Here is a 17,202-nt window from a genome sequence, read left to right as displayed (position 1 = left end):
ACGACCTAAGGACCCAGCGCGACATCGCAGAGAAGGCGGCGAAAACTTCGCGTGCTGAACTTGCCCCGGAAGATAAAGTGACCATCGAAAAAATTTCCGGCTTCATAGATCTCATGCGGAAAAAACTGACAACTGGTGATACTCAGTCGCGCCAAGGGCATCTGCGTGCTGTCATCGACAACATCAGCATCGATGCCAAGGAGATCCGAATATGCGGTCAGAAAAATCGAGTGAGGCAAGTCGTCAGCGACCATAGCAGGCTGTCTGCGGCGGTGCCCACTTTTGTTCGCAAGTGGCGGAGCGACAGGGATTCGAACCCTGGAGACGGTTTCCCGCCTACACACTTTCCAGGCGTGCGCCTTCGACCACTCGGCCACCGCTCCGTGAGCGTGCGGGTAGCGCGAAACGGGGGGGCGATGCAAGCGGCGCGTCAGGGATCCAGGTGCAAATAAACGCGGCGATTCTGGCCACCCTTCTTCTCGATCTTGCCCAGGCGCACCGCACCGATCTCGCCCGTGCGCGCCACGTGGGTGCCGCCGCAGGGCTGCAGGTCGACCTGCGCGTCGCCCTGCCCGATCCGCACCAGCCGCACACGGCCCGACCCGCGAGGGGGCTGCACGCGCAGGGTCTTCACGAGCCCGGGGTTGGCGTCCAGCTCAGCGTCGGTGATCCAGTCGGTGGTGACGGGCAGATCGCGCGCGACCAGGTCGGCCAGCGCGTCGGACAGCGCCTGCTTGTCTTCGGGCGGGGTGGGCATGTCGAAGTCCAGCCGTCCCTTCGCGGCCGAGATCGAGCCGCCCGTGACCGGCAGCGGGATCACGACCGACAGCAGGTGCAGCGCGGTGTGGATGCGCATATGCCCCCAGCGCCGGTCCCAGTCGATGGCCTGCGTGATGCGTTGACCCACCGACGGGCGCGCACCATCGGACAGGCGCAGCACCACGCCCCCGTCACCGTGTTCGCAAACGCGCACACCGGCCGATCCGCCGTCCCAGAGCAGGGTTCCCGAATCTCCGGGCTGCCCGCCGCCGGTCGGGTAGAACAGGCACGGATCGACCCGCACCCATCCGTCGCCCGCCGCGATCACGTCGCCAGGAGCTGTGCGCAGATACGGATCGTCCAGGTACAGAAACTCGGTCACGAGGCTTCTTTCGGAGCGTCCGGAATGGCCCCCGGTTTCGGGGCGCCCGGAAGCGTCTCGGGGTTGCGCAGCCACAGGTCCTGTTGCGGGAACGGGATCTCGATGCCTTCGGCCTTGAACCGTTTGTCGATGGCGTGCAGCAGCTCGCTTTGGACATGGACCACGAAATTCACGTCGCGGATAATGGCGCGGATCTCGAAGTCCAGCGACGACGCCCCGAAAGCGCGGAACAGGATCGCCGGCGGCGGGCTGAGGACGACCATGGGATGCTCTTCCGCGATCTCGCGCAGGATCGTCGACACCCATTCGGTATCGGTGCCGTAGGCCACGCCGACCGGCACGATGACACGGCCCACGCTGTTGCCGCGGGTCCAGTTGACCACCGAGTTCGACACCAGGTCGGCATTGGGAACGATCACGTCGGTACGGTCGAAGGTCTCGATCCGGGTCGAGCGCACGGAGATGTCGCGCACGTATCCCAGCTGGTCGCCCACCTGGATCATGTCGCCTTCGGAGATCGGCCGCTCGATCAGCAGGATGATGCCCGACACGAAGTTCGACACCACGTTCTGCAGGCCAAAACCGATGCCGACCGACAAGGCACCCGCGACGACGGCCAGCGATGTCAGGTCGATCCCGACCCCGGTGATGGCGATGAGCGCGGCCAGGAAGATACCGACATAGCCGACGCCCGACACGACTGCGTTGCGCCCGCCCACGTCGAGCTTGGTCTTGGGCAGAACGGTGTTGCGCAGCGCGCCCTGCAAGAAGCGGGTCAACCCGTAGCCCAGCGCGAAGATCAGCAGGAAGGACAGGAAATCGGTGGGCGAAATGCGGGTGTCGCCGATGGCAAAGCCCGCGCGGAACCGCGACCAGACCTCGGTCAGGTCGGCCACCCGCGCGCCCCAGATCAGCGCGTAGACCGGCAACGCGCCCAGCGCCAGCATGAAACCGATGAGCAGCGGCGCCAGCGCCTCGGTCTCGCCCTCGGGGGTGCCGGTCACCAGCGCGTAGAGGTCCGAGACCAGCTTTTGCAGCAGGCCCAGCACCGCCGTCACACCCAGCGTCATGGCGGCCGGGATCAGCACCGCCTGGGTCGCGTTGGAATAGCCGATGGCGGCCAGAACAACCCCCAGGCAACCGGCCACGACCGACAGCCGCCCCAGCAGGCGCAGCATCGCGCTGCCCACCTTGCGCGTGTCGCCTTCGCCCGAGGGGGTGCCCATCCGCATGAGAATTCGGCCCAAGCGCACCAGCAGGTAGCCCAGCAGTAGCCGCGGCAGGAAGCGGACGACGTCGACGGGGACATCGGTGCGGTCGGTGATCTCGGACAGAAGCTCGATCGCGAACAGCGCCGCCACGATGTAGCCGATGGCGACGGTGACGCGCCTGAGCGGTTTCAGGGGCACGTCGTCGCCGCGCCAGAAGGGATGCGCCGTCTCTTCGATCCCGAAGAGCACGTTGGACAGCCACTTCACGATGAAGATCGGCATCGCCACGAACGGGGCCGCGATCAGCACGTCCATCGCGGCACCTTCGAAGAGGCCCGTGAGCTGCGCCGCGCGGGCCATGAGGAAGACGCCCAGGGTCGGGAACAGGATCTGTCCCAGCGACAGCATGAAGAACAGCACGCCGCGGCCGCGCTTGGATTGCGACACCACCCAGCCCGCGAAGAGCCGGATCCACCAGCGGCTGCGGAAGATGAGCAGAAGCGAGATGATCGACAGCGGCACCACGGCCGCCAGCCGGTCGATGGCCCGCGCGCGCAGGTCGTCGTCCTGCCAGCTTGCGACGACGGGTTGCGAGATCTCATCCCACGCCTCGACCAGGAAATCGACGGCCCCGAGCCAGTAGATCGGGTTCACCGGCGATGGCTCGCGCGCCAGAAGCTGCTGGGCATAGCGTTCGCGTATGGTGCGGTCGATCTGGGTTATCAGCCCGTTGGCCAGGGTGAACGCTTCCTCGGCGGCCATGACCGGCGCGCGCAGATCGGAGAGTTCCGAGTTCAACTGCTCGCGACGCTCGGCCACGTCGGCGGCTTCGGGGGCTTCGCCCTCGGCCGGTTCGGGGCCCAGCGCCTCGAGCTGGCTTTCGACGGTGGCGATGCGGTTGGCGTTGATGTCCTGGGCGGCCAGGAACGTTTCGCGGCGGGCGGCGACTTCTGCGCGCAGGTCTTCCAGGCGGTCCGCGCTGGACTCCGCATCGATCGCATCCTCGACCTCGGTCGTGAGCTCGGTCCAGGCGTCGTAATCCGGGGCGGCCACGTCCTGGGCCGCGATGGGCAGCGCCGTCACCGACAGAAGCAGCAGGACCGCTGCAAGAACATTGATAAGGCGGGTCATCAGGCGTCCACGAAAACCGAAGGCAGCATCCGTTCGTTGCCCTTGCGCAGCCATTCGGGCACCGGAAGTCCCTTTTCGTCCAGGAATTCCGGGTTGTAGATCTTCGACTGATAGCGCGTGCCGTAGTCGCACAGGATGGTCACGATGGTGTGGCCCGGACCAAGCTCGCGCGCCAGGCGCATGGCGCCCGCCACGTTCACGCCCGTAGAGCCGCCCATGCACAGCCCTTCGTGCTGGAGCAGGTCGAAGACGACCGGCAGCGCAGCGGCGTCGGGGATGCGGTAGCAGAAATCCGGCGTGAACCCTTCGAGGTTTGCGGTGATGCGCCCCTGCCCGATCCCTTCCGAGATCGAGTCGCCGGGATTTTCCTTGCCGGTATAGATCTTGTAGAGCCCTGCGCCTTCGGGGTCGGCCAGCCCGATCTTCACGCCCTTGGGCTGCAGCACCTGCGCCACGCCCGCCAGCGTCCCGCCCGAGCCCACTGCGCAGATGAAACCGTCGACCTTGCCGCCGGTCTGTTCCCAGATCTCGGGGCCGGTGGTTTCGATATGGGCCTGACGGTTGGCGACGTTGTCGAACTGGTTGGCCCAGATCGCGCCGTGCTCTTCGGATTGCGCCAAGCGCTCGGCCAGGCGGCCGGAATATTTCACGTAGTTGTTGTCGTTCTTGTAGGGCACGGCCGGGACCTGCACGAGCTCAGCGCCCGCGATCCGCAGCATGTCCTTCTTTTCCTCGCTCTGGGTCTCGGGGATGACGATCACCGACTTGAAGCCCAGCGATGCGCCCACCAACGACAGCCCGATCCCGGTATTGCCCGCGGTGCCCTCGACGATGGTGCCGCCGGGCTCGAGCAGACCTTTTTCCAGCGCGTCGCGGATGATGAAGAGCGCCGCGCGATCCTTCACGGACTGGCCGGGATTCATGAACTCGGCCTTGCCCAGGATGTCGCAGCCCGTCGCCTCGGACGGGCCGCGCAGCCGGATCAGGGGCGTGTTGCCGACGGCGGCGGCCAGATCGCTGTGGATGGTCATTGGGCAAGCTCCCCTGTTTGCATGCGCTACTAGCTAGACCTGCGCCACGGCCACATCAAGCAAAGCGACGCCTTGATCTTTCACGATCCAGCCACAAGGCGCTGAGCACCAGCGGCCCCTGGTCGACTTCGCCGGACTCCACCAGCTCCATCAGGCGCGCGAAGGGGATGACATGGGCGCGGATGTCTTCGTGTTCGTCCGCGTTGCCGCCCAGACCACCGGCCGTATCGGGCAGATCGCACAGGCCCAGGTAGTTATAAAGGTAATCGCTGACGGCGCCGGGGCTGGGGTAATGGCTGGCGATGAACAGAAGATCGCCCAGCTCCAGATCCGCCTCTTCGCGGGCCTCGCGGCGGGCGGCGGTCTCGGGCGTCTCGCCCGGATCGATGCGGCCCGCGATGGGCTCGAGGCACCAGGGATAAAGATCGCCGCGCGCGAAGGGCCCGAAGCGGAACTGCTCGATCAGCATCACGCGGTCGCGCCGGGGATCGTAGGGCAGCACGGTGACGGCATCGCCCATGACGAAGCCCGCGCGGGTGACCGTCTCGGACAGGCCCCCCGCGAAGCGCGGATGACGCAGATCGGTTTCGTCGCAGCGGAAGAAATTCGTGTAGGGGCGGCGATCGTCGATGACCTGGACGCGGTCGCGATGGGTGTCGGTGCGCAGGGTCCGGGGGCCGGGATTGGCCTGCGCGCGCAGGCGCGCCTCGGCGCGCACGAAGATCATCGGCAGGCGGGCGCGCAGGGTGGCGCCGTCGATCCGGCCGAAATAGCCCATGGCCTCGGTGGCCGCGACGCGGGTCAGCGGGGCCCGCTTCGCCTGCCAGTCGGCCAGCGACCAGGGATCATCCGACGCCTCGGCCCCCGACATGGGGCGATAGACGACGGCTTCGGTCGCCGCCCCGTCCAGCTCGACGCGCAGGCGCGCGGGGCGAAAGCCGAAGCCCGCTTCGTAGTAATCCAGCCGCGCCATAGCGTCGGGGTCGAACTCGAACACCAGGCCATGGGCCTGTCCGCCCGGATCGGGTTTCAGCGCCGGGAAGTCGGCCCCCGCGGCGCGGAAGACATTGTGACCGGGCAAGATGGCGGGGCGCGCGGGGGCGTCACACCCTGCCACCAGCGCGCGCAGATCGTCGTCCAGCAGGGTGCCGAACAGGAAGAGCTTGGTCATTTCCCGTAGCGTTTCGCGGTCGCTTCGGCCAGCAGGCCCGCCAGGATCGAGCCGATGGCCAGCGTGCTCAGGCACGGCCCGGGATACATGAAGGTCGCGTAGCGCAGGAACAGGACGATCATGTCCTCGATGCCCTCTATAGGCCCGTCATAGCGCACGTTGATCGAGCGTTGCAGCATCTCGTGGCCGGCCCAGATCAGCAGGCTGCAGAGCACGATGGCGGCCCCCGTGGTCAGACCGATGCCGATGGCGTTGACGAAGCCATCCCCGGCCCGCCGCCCGGTGATGCGCCAGCCCAGCACGAGGCCCACCAGGGCATTGATCTCGGGCATGATGCCTTCCGACATGCCTTCGGGCAGGTTCGGGACGACAAGCTGGCTGGCGTACCAGGCCAGCGCCGCGAAGGACAGCGACGCGATCAGTTTGGCAGCGGTGGGATACATCAGGCGGGCTTCTGGATCGTGATCTGGGTCACATCGCAGTTACCGCTGCGAAACGTCGCCGCGCAAGAGGTGAGATAGAAATTCCACATCCGCCGGAAGCGCGCGTCGAAGCCCATTTTCGCGGCCTCGTCCCAGCGGGCGTTGAAGGTGTCGTACCAGCGGCGCAGGGTCTGGCTGTAGCTGTCGCCGAACTCGATATGGCGCGCGACCGACAGGCCCGCATCGGTGATGTGCTGGCGCAGGACGCGCGGACAGGGCAGCATTCCGCCGGGAAAGATGTATTTCTGGATGAAGTCGGGGCCACGCTTGTACACGTCCCATCGCCGGTCGGCGACGGTGATGATCTGCAGGGTGGCCGTCTTGCCGGGGCGCAGGCGATCGCGCACGGATTCGAAATAGACCGGCCAGTATTTCTCGCCCACGGCTTCGAACATTTCGATCGAGGCGATGCCGTCATATTGCCCCCGCTCGTCGCGGTAATCCTGCAGCTTGATCTCGACCTTGTCCGAAAGGCCGGCCTTCGCGATCCGGTCCACGGCGTAGTCGTGCTGTTCGCGGCTGATGGTCAGGCAGGTGACGCGAAGGCCCCGCTGGGCGGCGGCGTATTCGGCGAAGCCGCCCCAGCCGCAGCCGATTTCCAGCACGTGATCGCCGGGCTCGGCGCCCATCTGGTCCACCATCGAGGCATATTTGGCGGTCTGCGCGGCCTCCAGGCTTTCCTGTCCCGTCTCGAACAGGGCCGAGGAATAGGTCATCGTGTCGTCGAGCCATAGCGCGTAGAAATCGTTGCCCAGGTCGTAGTGGTAGCTGATGTTCTTCTTCGCCTGGCGTTTCGAATTGGACTGCAGCCAGAAGCGCAGCCGCTCGTAGGCGCGGATGAAGACCTGGCCGGGGAAGCCGTCATAGACGTCGTCGTTGTCCTGGTGGATCAGGTCCATGAAGGCCTGCAGGTCGGGCGTCGACCACCAGCCGTCGAGATAGGCGTCACAAAAGCCCAGATCGCCCTCGCGGATCAGTCGCGCGAAGAGGTCGGGGTTGTGGATGTCCAGCTCGGCCACGGGTCCGGGATTGGGGCCTTCCACCCGGAACCGCCGTCCGTCGGGCAGCACGAAATCGAGCCGCCCGTTCTGCAGGTTCGAGGCCATGGCGAATGCCTGGTGGAAATAGCGCGGCAGGTCGGTTTGCCTGTCCGTCGAGGTAAGTGCCGTCATGTCTCATCCCTTGATCCCGAAAGCGAGGCTACTGATGCAAGCCACGCTGTGCCACCGCAAAAGTTGTCGCTGACGTTGCGGCAATTCCGCCGTCCGGGGCCTAATAGAGCGTGCTCAGCCGGTCGGTTTTCAGCGACGGCAGGACCACGACCTGCACGCCATTCTCGATCCGCTCGTAGAGGTCGATGGCATCCTGGTCGAGCATTCGGATGCAGCCCGAGGACACCGCCTTGCCCAGGTATTGCGGCTCGCAGGCGCCGTGGATGCGATAGAGCGTGTCCCGTCCGTCCTGGAACAGGTAATGCGCCCGCGCGCCCAGCGGGTTGCCGGGGCCGCCATCCATGCCGCCATTGGCGATGGAATAGGGCTCGTATTGCGGCTGGCGGGCGACCATTTCGTCGGGGGGCGTCCAGCGGGGCCACTTGCGCTTGTACTGCATCACCGCCTCGCCCGACCAGCCGAAGCCCTGCGCGCCGACGCTGACGCCGTAGCGCAGCGCGCGCCCGCCCTCGCGCATCAACCACAGGAACGCCGCGTCGGGATCCACCAGAATCGAGCCCGGCGCCATCTCGGGGCGCGGCGACGCGGTGTCCTGTCGGAACAGCTTGGGGTCGACCACGCCGGGCGGGATGGCGGGCACCGGAAAGGGCTCGTCGTAGAGCGCGCCATAGGCGGGCGGGACCGGTGGGGGCGGCGCGATGGCGGGCACCGCGTTGCGGGTGACGGGAGCGGGCCGCGCGCAGGCGGACAGGGTGGCGGCGCCGGCGGAGGCCAGCAAAAGACGTCGGGAGATCATGGGAAGACCTTGATGTTGGGGGATACGGGATCGCTGTTCGGCGCGCGGCCCTGGACCTGCGTGTGGGGCCCGGGTCGCGCCAGGGGTCAGCGTTTCGGGGGATCCCAGACCGGATGGGCGATGCGCGGGTGCTGCGCCATTCCAGTGTCGACGCGATGGGCGCTGCGCAGAGCGGGCGCGCGTGGTGCTACGGCAGCGGGCATCAAGGCCAGGTCGGGGCCGCAGGGCGACCCGATGATTGCCTTTCCGCGGCAGGCGCGCGCGGCGTCCGTCGCCTGATCCCGCGGACCCAAGGCGCGCATGAGCGGAGTCGCGACCTCGGGCACCGACACCGACGGGCCGGTCTGCGCCGCGCGGGCATAGGCGCCCCAGGGCAGGATCAGCGCCACCAGGCACAGCATCAACAGGGTGCGGATCACCGTCATGCCCCAGACTTTGCCCGGCGGACGGGAAATGTCCACCGAACCGTGCCCTGCACACGCGGTCGTGAGGAACCCCCTAGAAATCGCGGTTCTTGTAGGTCGCAAGTGCCCGTTCGCGCCCGTCTTCGTGGCTGACGATGGGCTCGGGGTAGTCGTCGTCGGGCGACATGTGCCAATGGCGCGGGATGGCGTCGAAATATTTCAGCGCGTCCGGGTGGGGATCGTCCTGCCCTTCCGCGATCCAGCGGTTCACGTAGGCACGGTCCTTGTCGAACTTGTCGAGCTGGCTGACGGGATTGAAGACCCGGAAGTAGGGCGTCGCGTCGGGGCCGGAACCGGCCGACCATTGCCAGCCCATGGCGTTGCTGGCCGGATCCCAGTCGATCAGGCATTCCTCGAACCAGTGCATCCCGATCTTCCAGTGGCACATCAGGTGCTTGGTCAGGTAGCTGGCGACGATCATCCGGGCGCGGTTGTGCATCCGGCCGGTCACATACATCTCGCGCATGGCCGCGTCGACGAAGCGGATGCCGGTCCGGCCCTGTTTCCAGGCCTTGACCTCGGCCAGGCGCTCGTCCTCGTTCCAGGGGAAGGCGTCCCAGTCTTCGCGCCAGTTGTCCGAGACCAGGCGCGGGGTGTGAAAGAGCAGGTGATAGGCGAATTCGCGCCAGATCAGCTCCTGCACCCAGGTCCGCGCCCCCGGCTTGCCGTCATCCAGCGCGCGCATCCCGGCGTGGTAGCAGGCGCGCACGGAAATTTCGCCGTAGGTCAGGTTTTCGCTTAGGTTCGAGGTGCCGTCTTGGCCGGGTATATCGCGCGCGTCGTCGTAATCGGCGATGTCATTGCGGGCGAAACCGGCCAGGCGGGTCTGCGCGGCCTCTTCGCCCACGTTGACGAATGCGCGCACGATATCAGCGCCGCGGTCCATGGCAGCCCCCATGCGCCAATCGTCCAGCGTGTCGCTGTCCGGCCACTGCGCGGGGGCGCGCAGTTCCGAGGGCGCGGTTAGCGTGGGGGCCACGTCACGGTCCCACACGGCGCGCATGTAGGGGGTATAGACCTTGTAGAAGCCGCCCTGCTTGGTCTCGACCGTCCAGGGCTCAAACAGCAGGTGTCCGGGGATGCTGGCCGCCTCGATCCCCTGCCCCGTCAGCGTCGATTTCACCTCTTCGTCGCGGCGGATCGAGGCCGGATCGTAGGCGCGCGTCCACCAGACCGTCGCGGCGCCCGTGTCCTCGATCAGCTGCTGAAGCACGCCCAGCGCCTCGCCCCGGCGCAGGATCAGGCGCGAGCCGATCCCCGCCAGCCGGTCCGCGAAATGCCCGACCCCGAGGCCGAGCCGCCATTTCGGAGCGGCCTTGTAGCCTTCGACCACCTCGTCGTGGATGAACACCGGGATCACCGGGCGCCCCGAGGATGCGGCCCGGTCCAGCGCGGGGTGGTCGCTGAGCCGCAGGTCGCGGCGGAACCACAGAAGAATGGGGCGGTCGTCTGGCATGGAATCCTCGTCTGTCGGGGCCTCACAAGCTAGACCGGGCCGCCGAAAGGGAAACGCCGAGCGCACGGCCCGGCGTTTCCACGTCGTTTACGGAGCGCGGAAGGCCCTACTTGTCCAGCGTGGCCTTTTCGCTGCGCAGCCCCTTCACGATGCACACGCACAGCAGCAGCAGCACGATGGCGAACGGGAAGCCCGTCGTCAGCACCATCGCCTGCAAGGCGCCAAGCCCGCCGCCGATGAGCAGCACGACGGCCACCAGCCCTTCGAACACGCACCAGAACACGCGCTGCGGCGTCGGGGCGTCGGTCTTGCCGCCCGCCGTGATCGTGTCGATCACCAGCGATCCACTATCCGACGAGGTCACGAAGAACACGATGACCAGCACGATCCCTAGGGTCGAGGTGATCGTGGCCAGTGGCAGCTCGCCCAGCATGGCGAACAGCGACAACGGCGGGTTGTAGCTGTCGATGACCTGCGCCTTCACGGCCGAGGCGTCGGGGTTGGCCAGCACCTGCTCGATCGCGGTGCCGCCGAAGACGGCCATCCACAGCACGCAGACCATCGAGGGGATGATGAGCACGCAGGTGATGAACTCGCGCACGGTGCGGCCGCGGCTGACGCGGGCGATGAACATGCCGACGAAGGGCGACCAGCTGATCCACCACGCCCAGTAGAACGATGTCCAGCCCTGGCGGTAGCTGTCGTCTTCGCGCCCGATCGGGTTCGACAGGGCCGGAAGCTCGGTGATGTAGGTCACCATGCCCGACAGGAAGGTGGCCAGGATCGCCAGGCTCGGCCCCACGATGAAGACGAAGATCAGCAGCAGCGTCGCTAGGCCCATGTTGATCTCGGACAGGACTTTCACGCCCCCGTCGAGGCCGCGCATCACCGAGTAGAGCGCCACCGCGGTGATCGCTGTGATCAGCAGGACCTGCGTGGTCGAGGTGTTGGGAACGCCGTAGACGTATTCCAGCCCCGATGCCGCCTGCTCGGCGCCGAAGCCAAGGCTGGTGGCCAGGCCGAACAGCGTGGCGAAGACGGCCAGGATGTCGATGACGTGGCCCCACCAACCCCAGACCCGGTCGCCCAGCAGCGGGTAGAAAGCCGAGCGGACGGTCAGGGGCAGGCCCTTGTTATAGCTGAAGAGCGCCAGCGCCAGCGCCATGACCGCGTACATGGCCCACGGATGCAGGCCCCAGTGCAGGATCGTCGCGGCCATGCCCATGTTGCGGGCCTCGTCGACCGCGCCGGGGATGACATTGCCGTTCTCGTCGAACGGAACCGCGGTGCCCAGCGGTTGCGACACCGCCATGTGATAGACCGGCTCGAGCACGCCGAAGAACATCAGCCCGATGCCCATGCCGGCGGCGAAGAGCATCGCGAACCAGCCCAGGTAGGTGAAATCGGGTGTCGCTTCGCTGCCGCCAAGGCGGACCTTGCCGTAGGGCGTGCAGATCAGCACGAGGCAGAAGATCACCAGGACGTTGGCCGCGGACAGGAAGAACCAGTCGAACGTGTCGGTGATCGCCGGTCGCAGCCAGGTGAAGAAGGTCGACGCCTGCTCGGGCAGCAGCAGCGCGTAGATCACGAAAATGACGACCGACAGGCCCGAGATCGCGAAGACCGGGTTGTGGATGTCCAGGCCGAACGGTCCGATCTGCGTCGTGATGTTGTCCTGACCGATCTCGTAATCGGTCTCGATCTGGTTGACCTGACCTTCCGGGGTCGGGATCCCTTCCGGGGAATCGTGGGAAGTGTCTGTCATGGCGTCTGCTCCCTTGCAGGTTTGCGCGCGCCTGTCGGTCACGGACAGCCAATCGGCGCGGGCGGGATATGGCAACGCAACCGGATCGCGCGCCACCTTGTTCCTTGTTCCTTGCGCGTGCCCCCAGCCTAGACCCTTGGTCGAGACCGGGACAAGTCACAATGAAATGCCATCGCGACCCGGCTGGGGTCGCGATGGACGGTTTGCAGTATGGCTGGGTGGCCTATTCGGCGGGCGTCGCGGTCTCGTAGACCACGGGGATGCCCTGCTTCTGGCGCCGGTGGTCGCGCCAGATCGCCTTGAAGAGCGCAAAGCACATCAGCACCATCACCGCCGAGAACGGCAGCGCGCCGATGACCATCGCGGTCTGCACCGCCGACAGGCCGCCGCCGATCAGCAGCGAGCCCACGACAAGCGCCAGCGCGGCCCCCCAGAAGATGATGTGGGGACGCGCTTTCGGGCCTTCGTCGCCCGCCGCGTTGATCGTGTTGATGATCAGCACGGCCGAGTCCGCCGACGTGACCAGGTAGGTCAGCAGCAGCACCACCACGATCACCGAGAAGATCCACGCCAGCGTCGGTTGCAGCATGACGGCCAGCATGGCGAACAGCTGGTCCTCCTGCCCCGCGCCGGTGATGGCGCCCCCGGCATTGCCGTTCAGCTCCAGGTCGATGGCGGTGCCGCCGACCAGCGCGAACCACACGAAGCACATGAGCGAGGGGACGATCAGCGCGCCCAGCACGTATTCGCGGATGGTGCGTCCCTTCGAGATGCGCGCCAGGAACAGGCCCACGAAGGGCGCGAACGCGATCCACCAGGCCCAGTAGAAGACCGACCACGAGGATTGCCACGCACCAAGCTCACCCTCGGTTCCGGGGGCCTCGGCGTCCCAGACGGTGAACATCATGGCCGGCAGCGACACGAGGTAGTCCCAGATGCCGACGAAAAGCGCCGACAGGCCGAAGAAGGTCGAGCCGAAGATGACGAAGAAGGTCAGCAGGAAGAAGGACAGGCCCATGTTGATGTTCGACAGCCACTTGATGCCCTTGCCGACGCCCGACAGGGCCGACAGGGTCGACGCGCCCATGATGATCATCAGCGCGAACATGATGCCCAGCGTGGTCGAGGTCGTTCCGCCCTCGCCATCGGGGCGGGTCAGCCAGCCGCCGAAGCCGATCCGTTCGAGCCCGGCGATGAACTGCTCGACCCCGAAGCCCAGTGTCTGGGCCACGCCCAGCACGGTGGCGACCACGGCAACCACGTCGACGACATGGCCCCACTTGCCTTCCATGCTGGACCCGAAGAGCGGGGTCAGCGACGAGCGGATGGTCAGCGGCAGGCCGCGCCGGTAGCTGAAGAAGGCCAGTCCCAGGCCCGCCAGCGCATAGGCGCCCCAGGCGCCCAGACCCCAGTGCAGGAAGGAATACTGATACGCCGAGCGCACGTTGTTGGCCGCGCTTTCGTCGGTCATCCCCTGGATGGTCGAGGGGTTCGAGGCGAAGTGATAGAGCGGCTCGGCGGTGGCGAAGGTCAGCATCCCGATGCCGATGCCCGCGCCGAACATCATGGAAAACCAAGAGAAATTGCCGAATTCCGGCTTTTCGTGCTCGAGCCCCAGCTTCAGCTTGCCCGAGGACGGGATCGCCGCAAGGATCAGGCAGGTCAGCAGGAACAGGGCGATGGCGTAGATGTACCAGACGTTGAAGAACGCCAGGATGAAGCTGTTGATATTGGACAGGAACGCGCCCGCCTGCTCGGGGAAGGCCACGGCCCAGACGATCAGCGCGCCGATCAGAACCTTGGCGGTGATCGTGACGTGCTTGGTGAAGCCTTCGTAGAAGCCACTGTCGGAAGTCTTGATGTCAAGTTCGGTCAATGGTGGTTTCATGTGGGTGTCCCTTCCCGTTATTCTTATTTGCTTCGCGGGTTGGCTGCCCCGCGGGTAGGCCGCGACATAGGTGATTGTGCACCAGATGAACAGCAGATCGCGCCAAGATACCAAAAACGCGGCAGTTCGCAAACCGCCGCGTTGGAATGGTCAGAAAACAGGCCCGCGGATTACGAGCCCGCGACGTCCACCAGCACCCGTCCCTTGACCTGGCCTTTCAGGATATCGGCGCCCAGTTGCGGCAGGTCCTGCAGCTTGGCGGGGTGAACCATGGCTTCGAGCTTGTCCATGGGCAGGTCCGACGCGATGCGCTGCCAGGCGCGCAGCCGGTTGTCGTAGGGCTGCATGACGCTGTCGATGCCCAGCAGGTTCACGCCGCGCAGCAGGAACGGGATCACCTTGGCGGGCAGGTCCGCGCCACCGGCAAGCCCCACCGAGGCGACCGATCCGCCATAGGCCATCTGGCCCAGCACCCGCGCCAGCATCGGCCCGCCCACCGCATCGACGCAGCCTTGCCATTGCTCGGTCTCGAGCGGGCGCTTGACGGTCTCGGCCACTTCTTCGCGGGCGACGATCTGGCTTGCGCCCAGTCCCATCAGATAATCCGCGTTGTCCGGCCGCCCGGTCACGCAAGCCACGTCGTAGCCGAGATTGGCCAGGATCGCGGTGGCGACCGAGCCCACGCCCCCCGACGCGCCGGTGACCAGCACCGGATGCTCGTCGTCGGGGTCGATCCCGTGATCTTCCAGCGCCATCACGGCCAGCATCGCCGTGAAGCCCGCCGTGCCCACCGACATGGCCTGTTTCGTGGTCAGGCCTTCGGGCAGCGGCACAAGCCATTCGGCCTTGACCCGCGCCTTCTGGGCATAGCCGCCCCAATGGGCTTCGCCCACGCGCCAGCCGGTCAGGACGACCTTGTCGCCGGGCTTGTAGCATTCGTGCTCGCTGCTTTCGACCGTGCCCGCGAAATCGATACCGGGCACGTGGGGATAATTGCGCACCAGCCCGCCGCCCGGCCCGATGCAGAGGCCGTCCTTGTAGTTCAGCGTCGAATACTCGACCGCCACCGTGACGTCGCCCTCGGGCAGGCGGTCGTCTTCCAGCTCCTTAACGCTTGCATGCGTCTTGCCCTCGTCGTCCTTTTCTACCAGCAGCGCCTTGAACATGGGTCTCTCCCTCAATTCCAGAATGTGTCGCGCACGCGCGCGTCGAACGAGCCGTCGGGTGTTTCGACCAAGAGCTGGGTGCCGGGATCCCAATGGGTCATGCGCACCATGCCGATGGCCACGCCGCAGCCGTGATCGGGCGACACCGCCGCCGAGGTCACGGCGCCCACGGGCTTTCCGCGCGGATCCGTGACGCGCCAGATCCGGTCGCAGCCCGGCAGGCTGTCGGCGTCGATCTCGATGGGTCGGATCTGGCGCACCGGGCCTTCCAGCGACACGCGCAGCAGCGCGTCGCGGCCGACGCAGCCGATGGCGGTCTGCGTGTTGCAGAACCGGCCCAGCCCGCATTCGTGGGGCGTGTTCTCGCGCGTCATGTCGTTTCCGTAGCTCAGCAATCCGCCCTCGATCCTTTCGATTAAGTTAGGACAGCCCGCGTACACATCCAGATCGCGCCCGGCCTCGAACAGGGCGTCCCACAGCGGCATGCCGTTGTCCCAGCCGTCCACGTAGATCTCAAAGCCGCCCTGCTTGGAATAGCCCGAGCGCGCCACGACCATCCAGGTGTCGTTGAACTGGAACCAGCCGAAGCGGAAGAAACGGATGTCCTTGACCCGGTCGCCGAAGACGCGGCCCATCAGCTCGTCCGCCTTCGGGCCCTGCACGGCCAGCGGATGCACGTCGGGCTCGTCCACCAGCACGTCCAGCCGGAAGCCATAGACGATGCCCTTGACCCAGAACAGCAGGTCGCTGTCGGCGATGGAGATCCACCAGCGATCCTCGGCCAGTTTCAGGGCGACGGGATCGTTCAGCATGCCGCCGGTTTCGTCCACCAGCGGCACGTAGGCGCATTGGCCGGGCAGCATCGAGCGCAGGTCGCGCGGCGTGAGCATCTGCATCAGCCGTCCCGCGTCCGGGCCGCGGATCTCGATCTGGCGTTCGCAGGCCACATCCCAAACCTGAACGGCCTGTTTCAGGTGATGATAATCCTCGACCACGCTGCGAAAGACAGTGGGCAGCAGCATGTGGTTATAAACGGTGTAAGCCTTGATACCCGCGGCCTCGACCCCGTCCGAGAAGGGTGTGCGGCGCAGGCGGCGCGAGGGGGAGATCTGGGCCATCAGGCGGGCTCCATGTAGAAAAGATCGGTGTCTTGGGTGGCATGGCCCGCTTGCGTCAGTGCGGCGTGGACCTGGCCGCGGTGGTGGGTCTGGTGGTTGAAGAGATGCGCGACCACCTGTGCCATGGGGCGCGAGATCCGGGCCTGCGCGCTGCCCGAGTACCAGCTGTAATCGGCGTCAAGAAAGTCCTGCCCGACCGTGGCCGCCCAGGTGGACAGGGCCGCGTCGGTGTCGGAGCGCGCTGCTTTCAGGCAGTCCCAGTCGTCCACGTAGCTGCCGGATTGCCGCTGCGGGACTGCCGGGATGTCGCCGCCGGTAAACCGGGCCAGCCACATGTGGTCGCCCCACAGCACGTGCGACAGGGTGGCGTGGATCGTGCGGAAGAACAGTCCCCGGTCCTGCCTGCGCGCCGCGTCGGGCAGCCCGTCGCAGGCGGCGAACACCCAGCCGTTCTGCCACGCGTTGTAGCGCGCCATCATCGCGACATAGGCGGGGGTGATCACCGGCCGGGACCCGACCAGTCGATGGGGCAGATCTCGGCCGACTTGCCCGAGAAATCCCAGACCCGGCCGTAATCGCGCAGCTTGGACTTGACGCCGCGCGCGGCGATGATGTCGGGGCCCATCCAGTATTTCGAGTTCGACACCATCACCGGGTGGTCGGGCGTCAGGCCCGCGATCATCTCGATCTCGCCTTGGATCTTGCGGCCCACGGTGATCGACCGGCGGTTGCCCTGGCGCGTGATCTCGACCTTTTCGCGCTCGGCGCCGATGATCTCGGAGACCAGCAGCGTGAACAGGCCCGTGGTGCCGCCCGCCGCGCCCGACAGGATCTTCAGCAGCCCGTTATAAGCCTTCTGCGACGCGCGGTCGTCGATATAGGCGGCGACCTTCCAGTTGCCCTCGGCCATGCGGCCGGGGATGTCGACCAGCAGGCCGATATTGATGCCGTCCAGGCTTTCGCCTTCGAAATGGCCCTCGTCCACGGCGATGGCCATCCAGGCGTGGCAATGGCCTTCGGTGGGCGGGTGCGCGCCCAGCGAGATGACGCAAGGGCAGAACATCTCGCACGAGCAGTTCAGGAACAGCTCGCCCTTCATGCGCCAGTCGGTGGGCTGGGACTTGCGGCGCAGCGGGTTGGCCATCTGCTGCACGATCCGGTCGCGCACGCGGATCCGGTCGGAGGGGCGGTCGGGGGTGTCGGACATGGA

At 66.5% G+C, this 17,202-nt stretch carries 15 protein-coding genes and 1 tRNA gene; all 16 read right to left on the bottom strand.

Translation table 11 applies throughout. The features are described 5' to 3' along the window. Positions 1–293: 293 nt before the first annotated feature. The 16 genes from ILP92_RS14765 to ILP92_RS14690 all read right to left on the bottom strand — a co-directional run bounded on the left by ILP92_RS14765 (position 294) and on the right by ILP92_RS14690 (position 17,199). Positions 294–383 (bottom strand) — tRNA-Ser (locus tag ILP92_RS14765). Between the two features lie 47 nt (positions 384–430). Continuing rightward, on the bottom strand, positions 431–1,141 hold the full coding sequence (locus ILP92_RS14760) for an alanyl-tRNA editing protein (protein WP_198917180.1): 711 nt from the start codon (positions 1,139–1,141) through the stop codon (positions 431–433). Next, positions 1,138–3,483: a DUF3772 domain-containing protein gene (locus ILP92_RS14755; protein ID WP_198917179.1), complete on the bottom strand. Its 2,346-nt coding sequence runs from the start codon at positions 3,481–3,483 to the stop codon at positions 1,138–1,140. Before ILP92_RS14755 ends, ILP92_RS14760 begins: the two co-directional genes overlap by 4 nt. Beyond that, complete coding sequence (locus tag ILP92_RS14750; protein ID WP_198917178.1) at positions 3,483–4,514, bottom strand: cysteine synthase A; 1,032 nt, start codon at positions 4,512–4,514, stop codon at positions 3,483–3,485. Before ILP92_RS14750 ends, ILP92_RS14755 begins: the two co-directional genes overlap by 1 nt. A 55-nt stretch (positions 4,515–4,569) precedes the next feature. Then, positions 4,570–5,685 (bottom strand): gamma-glutamylcyclotransferase, encoded by a 1,116-nt coding sequence (locus ILP92_RS14745; protein ID WP_198917177.1) that lies wholly within the window; start codon positions 5,683–5,685, stop codon positions 4,570–4,572. Further along, positions 5,682–6,128, bottom strand: a complete 447-nt coding sequence (locus tag ILP92_RS14740; RefSeq protein ID WP_198917176.1) for a TrgA family protein — start codon at positions 6,126–6,128, stop codon at positions 5,682–5,684. The genes ILP92_RS14745 and ILP92_RS14740 overlap by 4 nt, the downstream gene beginning before the upstream one ends. After that, positions 6,128–7,339 carry an SAM-dependent methyltransferase gene (locus ILP92_RS14735; protein WP_198917175.1) on the bottom strand — a complete coding sequence of 404 codons (1,212 nt, stop codon included), beginning with the start codon at positions 7,337–7,339 and terminating at the stop codon, positions 6,128–6,130. The genes ILP92_RS14740 and ILP92_RS14735 overlap by 1 nt, the downstream gene beginning before the upstream one ends. A gap of 100 nt (positions 7,340–7,439) precedes the next feature. Continuing rightward, a complete protein-coding gene (locus ILP92_RS18740; RefSeq protein ID WP_198917174.1) occupies positions 7,440–8,135 on the bottom strand; it encodes a L,D-transpeptidase in 696 nt (231 codons plus the stop codon). An 86-nt stretch (positions 8,136–8,221) separates the two neighbouring features. Beyond that, on the bottom strand, positions 8,222–8,560 hold the full coding sequence (locus ILP92_RS14725) for a hypothetical protein (protein WP_198917173.1): 339 nt from the start codon (positions 8,558–8,560) through the stop codon (positions 8,222–8,224). 73 nt (positions 8,561–8,633) lie between these two features. Continuing rightward, entirely contained in the window at positions 8,634–10,055 is a 1,422-nt protein-coding gene (locus tag ILP92_RS14720) for a cryptochrome/photolyase family protein (protein WP_198917172.1), read from the bottom strand. A gap of 106 nt (positions 10,056–10,161) precedes the next feature. Then, entirely contained in the window at positions 10,162–11,820 is a 1,659-nt protein-coding gene (locus ILP92_RS14715) for a BCCT family transporter (protein WP_198917171.1), read from the bottom strand. A gap of 223 nt (positions 11,821–12,043) precedes the next feature. Beyond that, positions 12,044–13,708, bottom strand: a complete 1,665-nt coding sequence (locus ILP92_RS14710) for a BCCT family transporter (RefSeq protein ID WP_198917170.1) — start codon at positions 13,706–13,708, stop codon at positions 12,044–12,046. Positions 13,709–13,878: 170 nt separating this feature from the next. Next, on the bottom strand, positions 13,879–14,874 hold the full coding sequence (acuI, locus tag ILP92_RS14705) for an acryloyl-CoA reductase (protein ID WP_198917169.1): 996 nt from the start codon (positions 14,872–14,874) through the stop codon (positions 13,879–13,881). Between the two features lie 11 nt (positions 14,875–14,885). After that, a complete protein-coding gene (locus ILP92_RS14700) occupies positions 14,886–15,992 on the bottom strand; it encodes a dimethylsulfoniopropionate demethylase (protein ID WP_198917168.1) in 1,107 nt (368 codons plus the stop codon). Further along, the gene (locus ILP92_RS14695; RefSeq protein ID WP_198917167.1) at positions 15,992–16,495 is read right to left on the bottom strand and encodes a DinB family protein; all 504 of its coding nucleotides are present in this window, start codon (positions 16,493–16,495) and stop codon (positions 15,992–15,994) included. The genes ILP92_RS14700 and ILP92_RS14695 overlap by 1 nt, the downstream gene beginning before the upstream one ends. After that, positions 16,492–17,199, bottom strand: coding sequence for a DUF1326 domain-containing protein (locus ILP92_RS14690; RefSeq protein ID WP_198917166.1), 708 nt, complete (start codon positions 17,197–17,199; stop codon positions 16,492–16,494). Before ILP92_RS14690 ends, ILP92_RS14695 begins: the two co-directional genes overlap by 4 nt. Positions 17,200–17,202 lie beyond the last annotated feature (3 nt).

This window comes from Palleronia pontilimi (genome assembly GCF_016412875.1).
Classification (GTDB): domain Bacteria; phylum Pseudomonadota; class Alphaproteobacteria; order Rhodobacterales; family Rhodobacteraceae; genus Palleronia; species Palleronia pontilimi.
The sequence above is the reverse complement of the archived record's forward strand: the minus strand, read 5'-3'. Positions and strand labels throughout refer to the sequence as shown.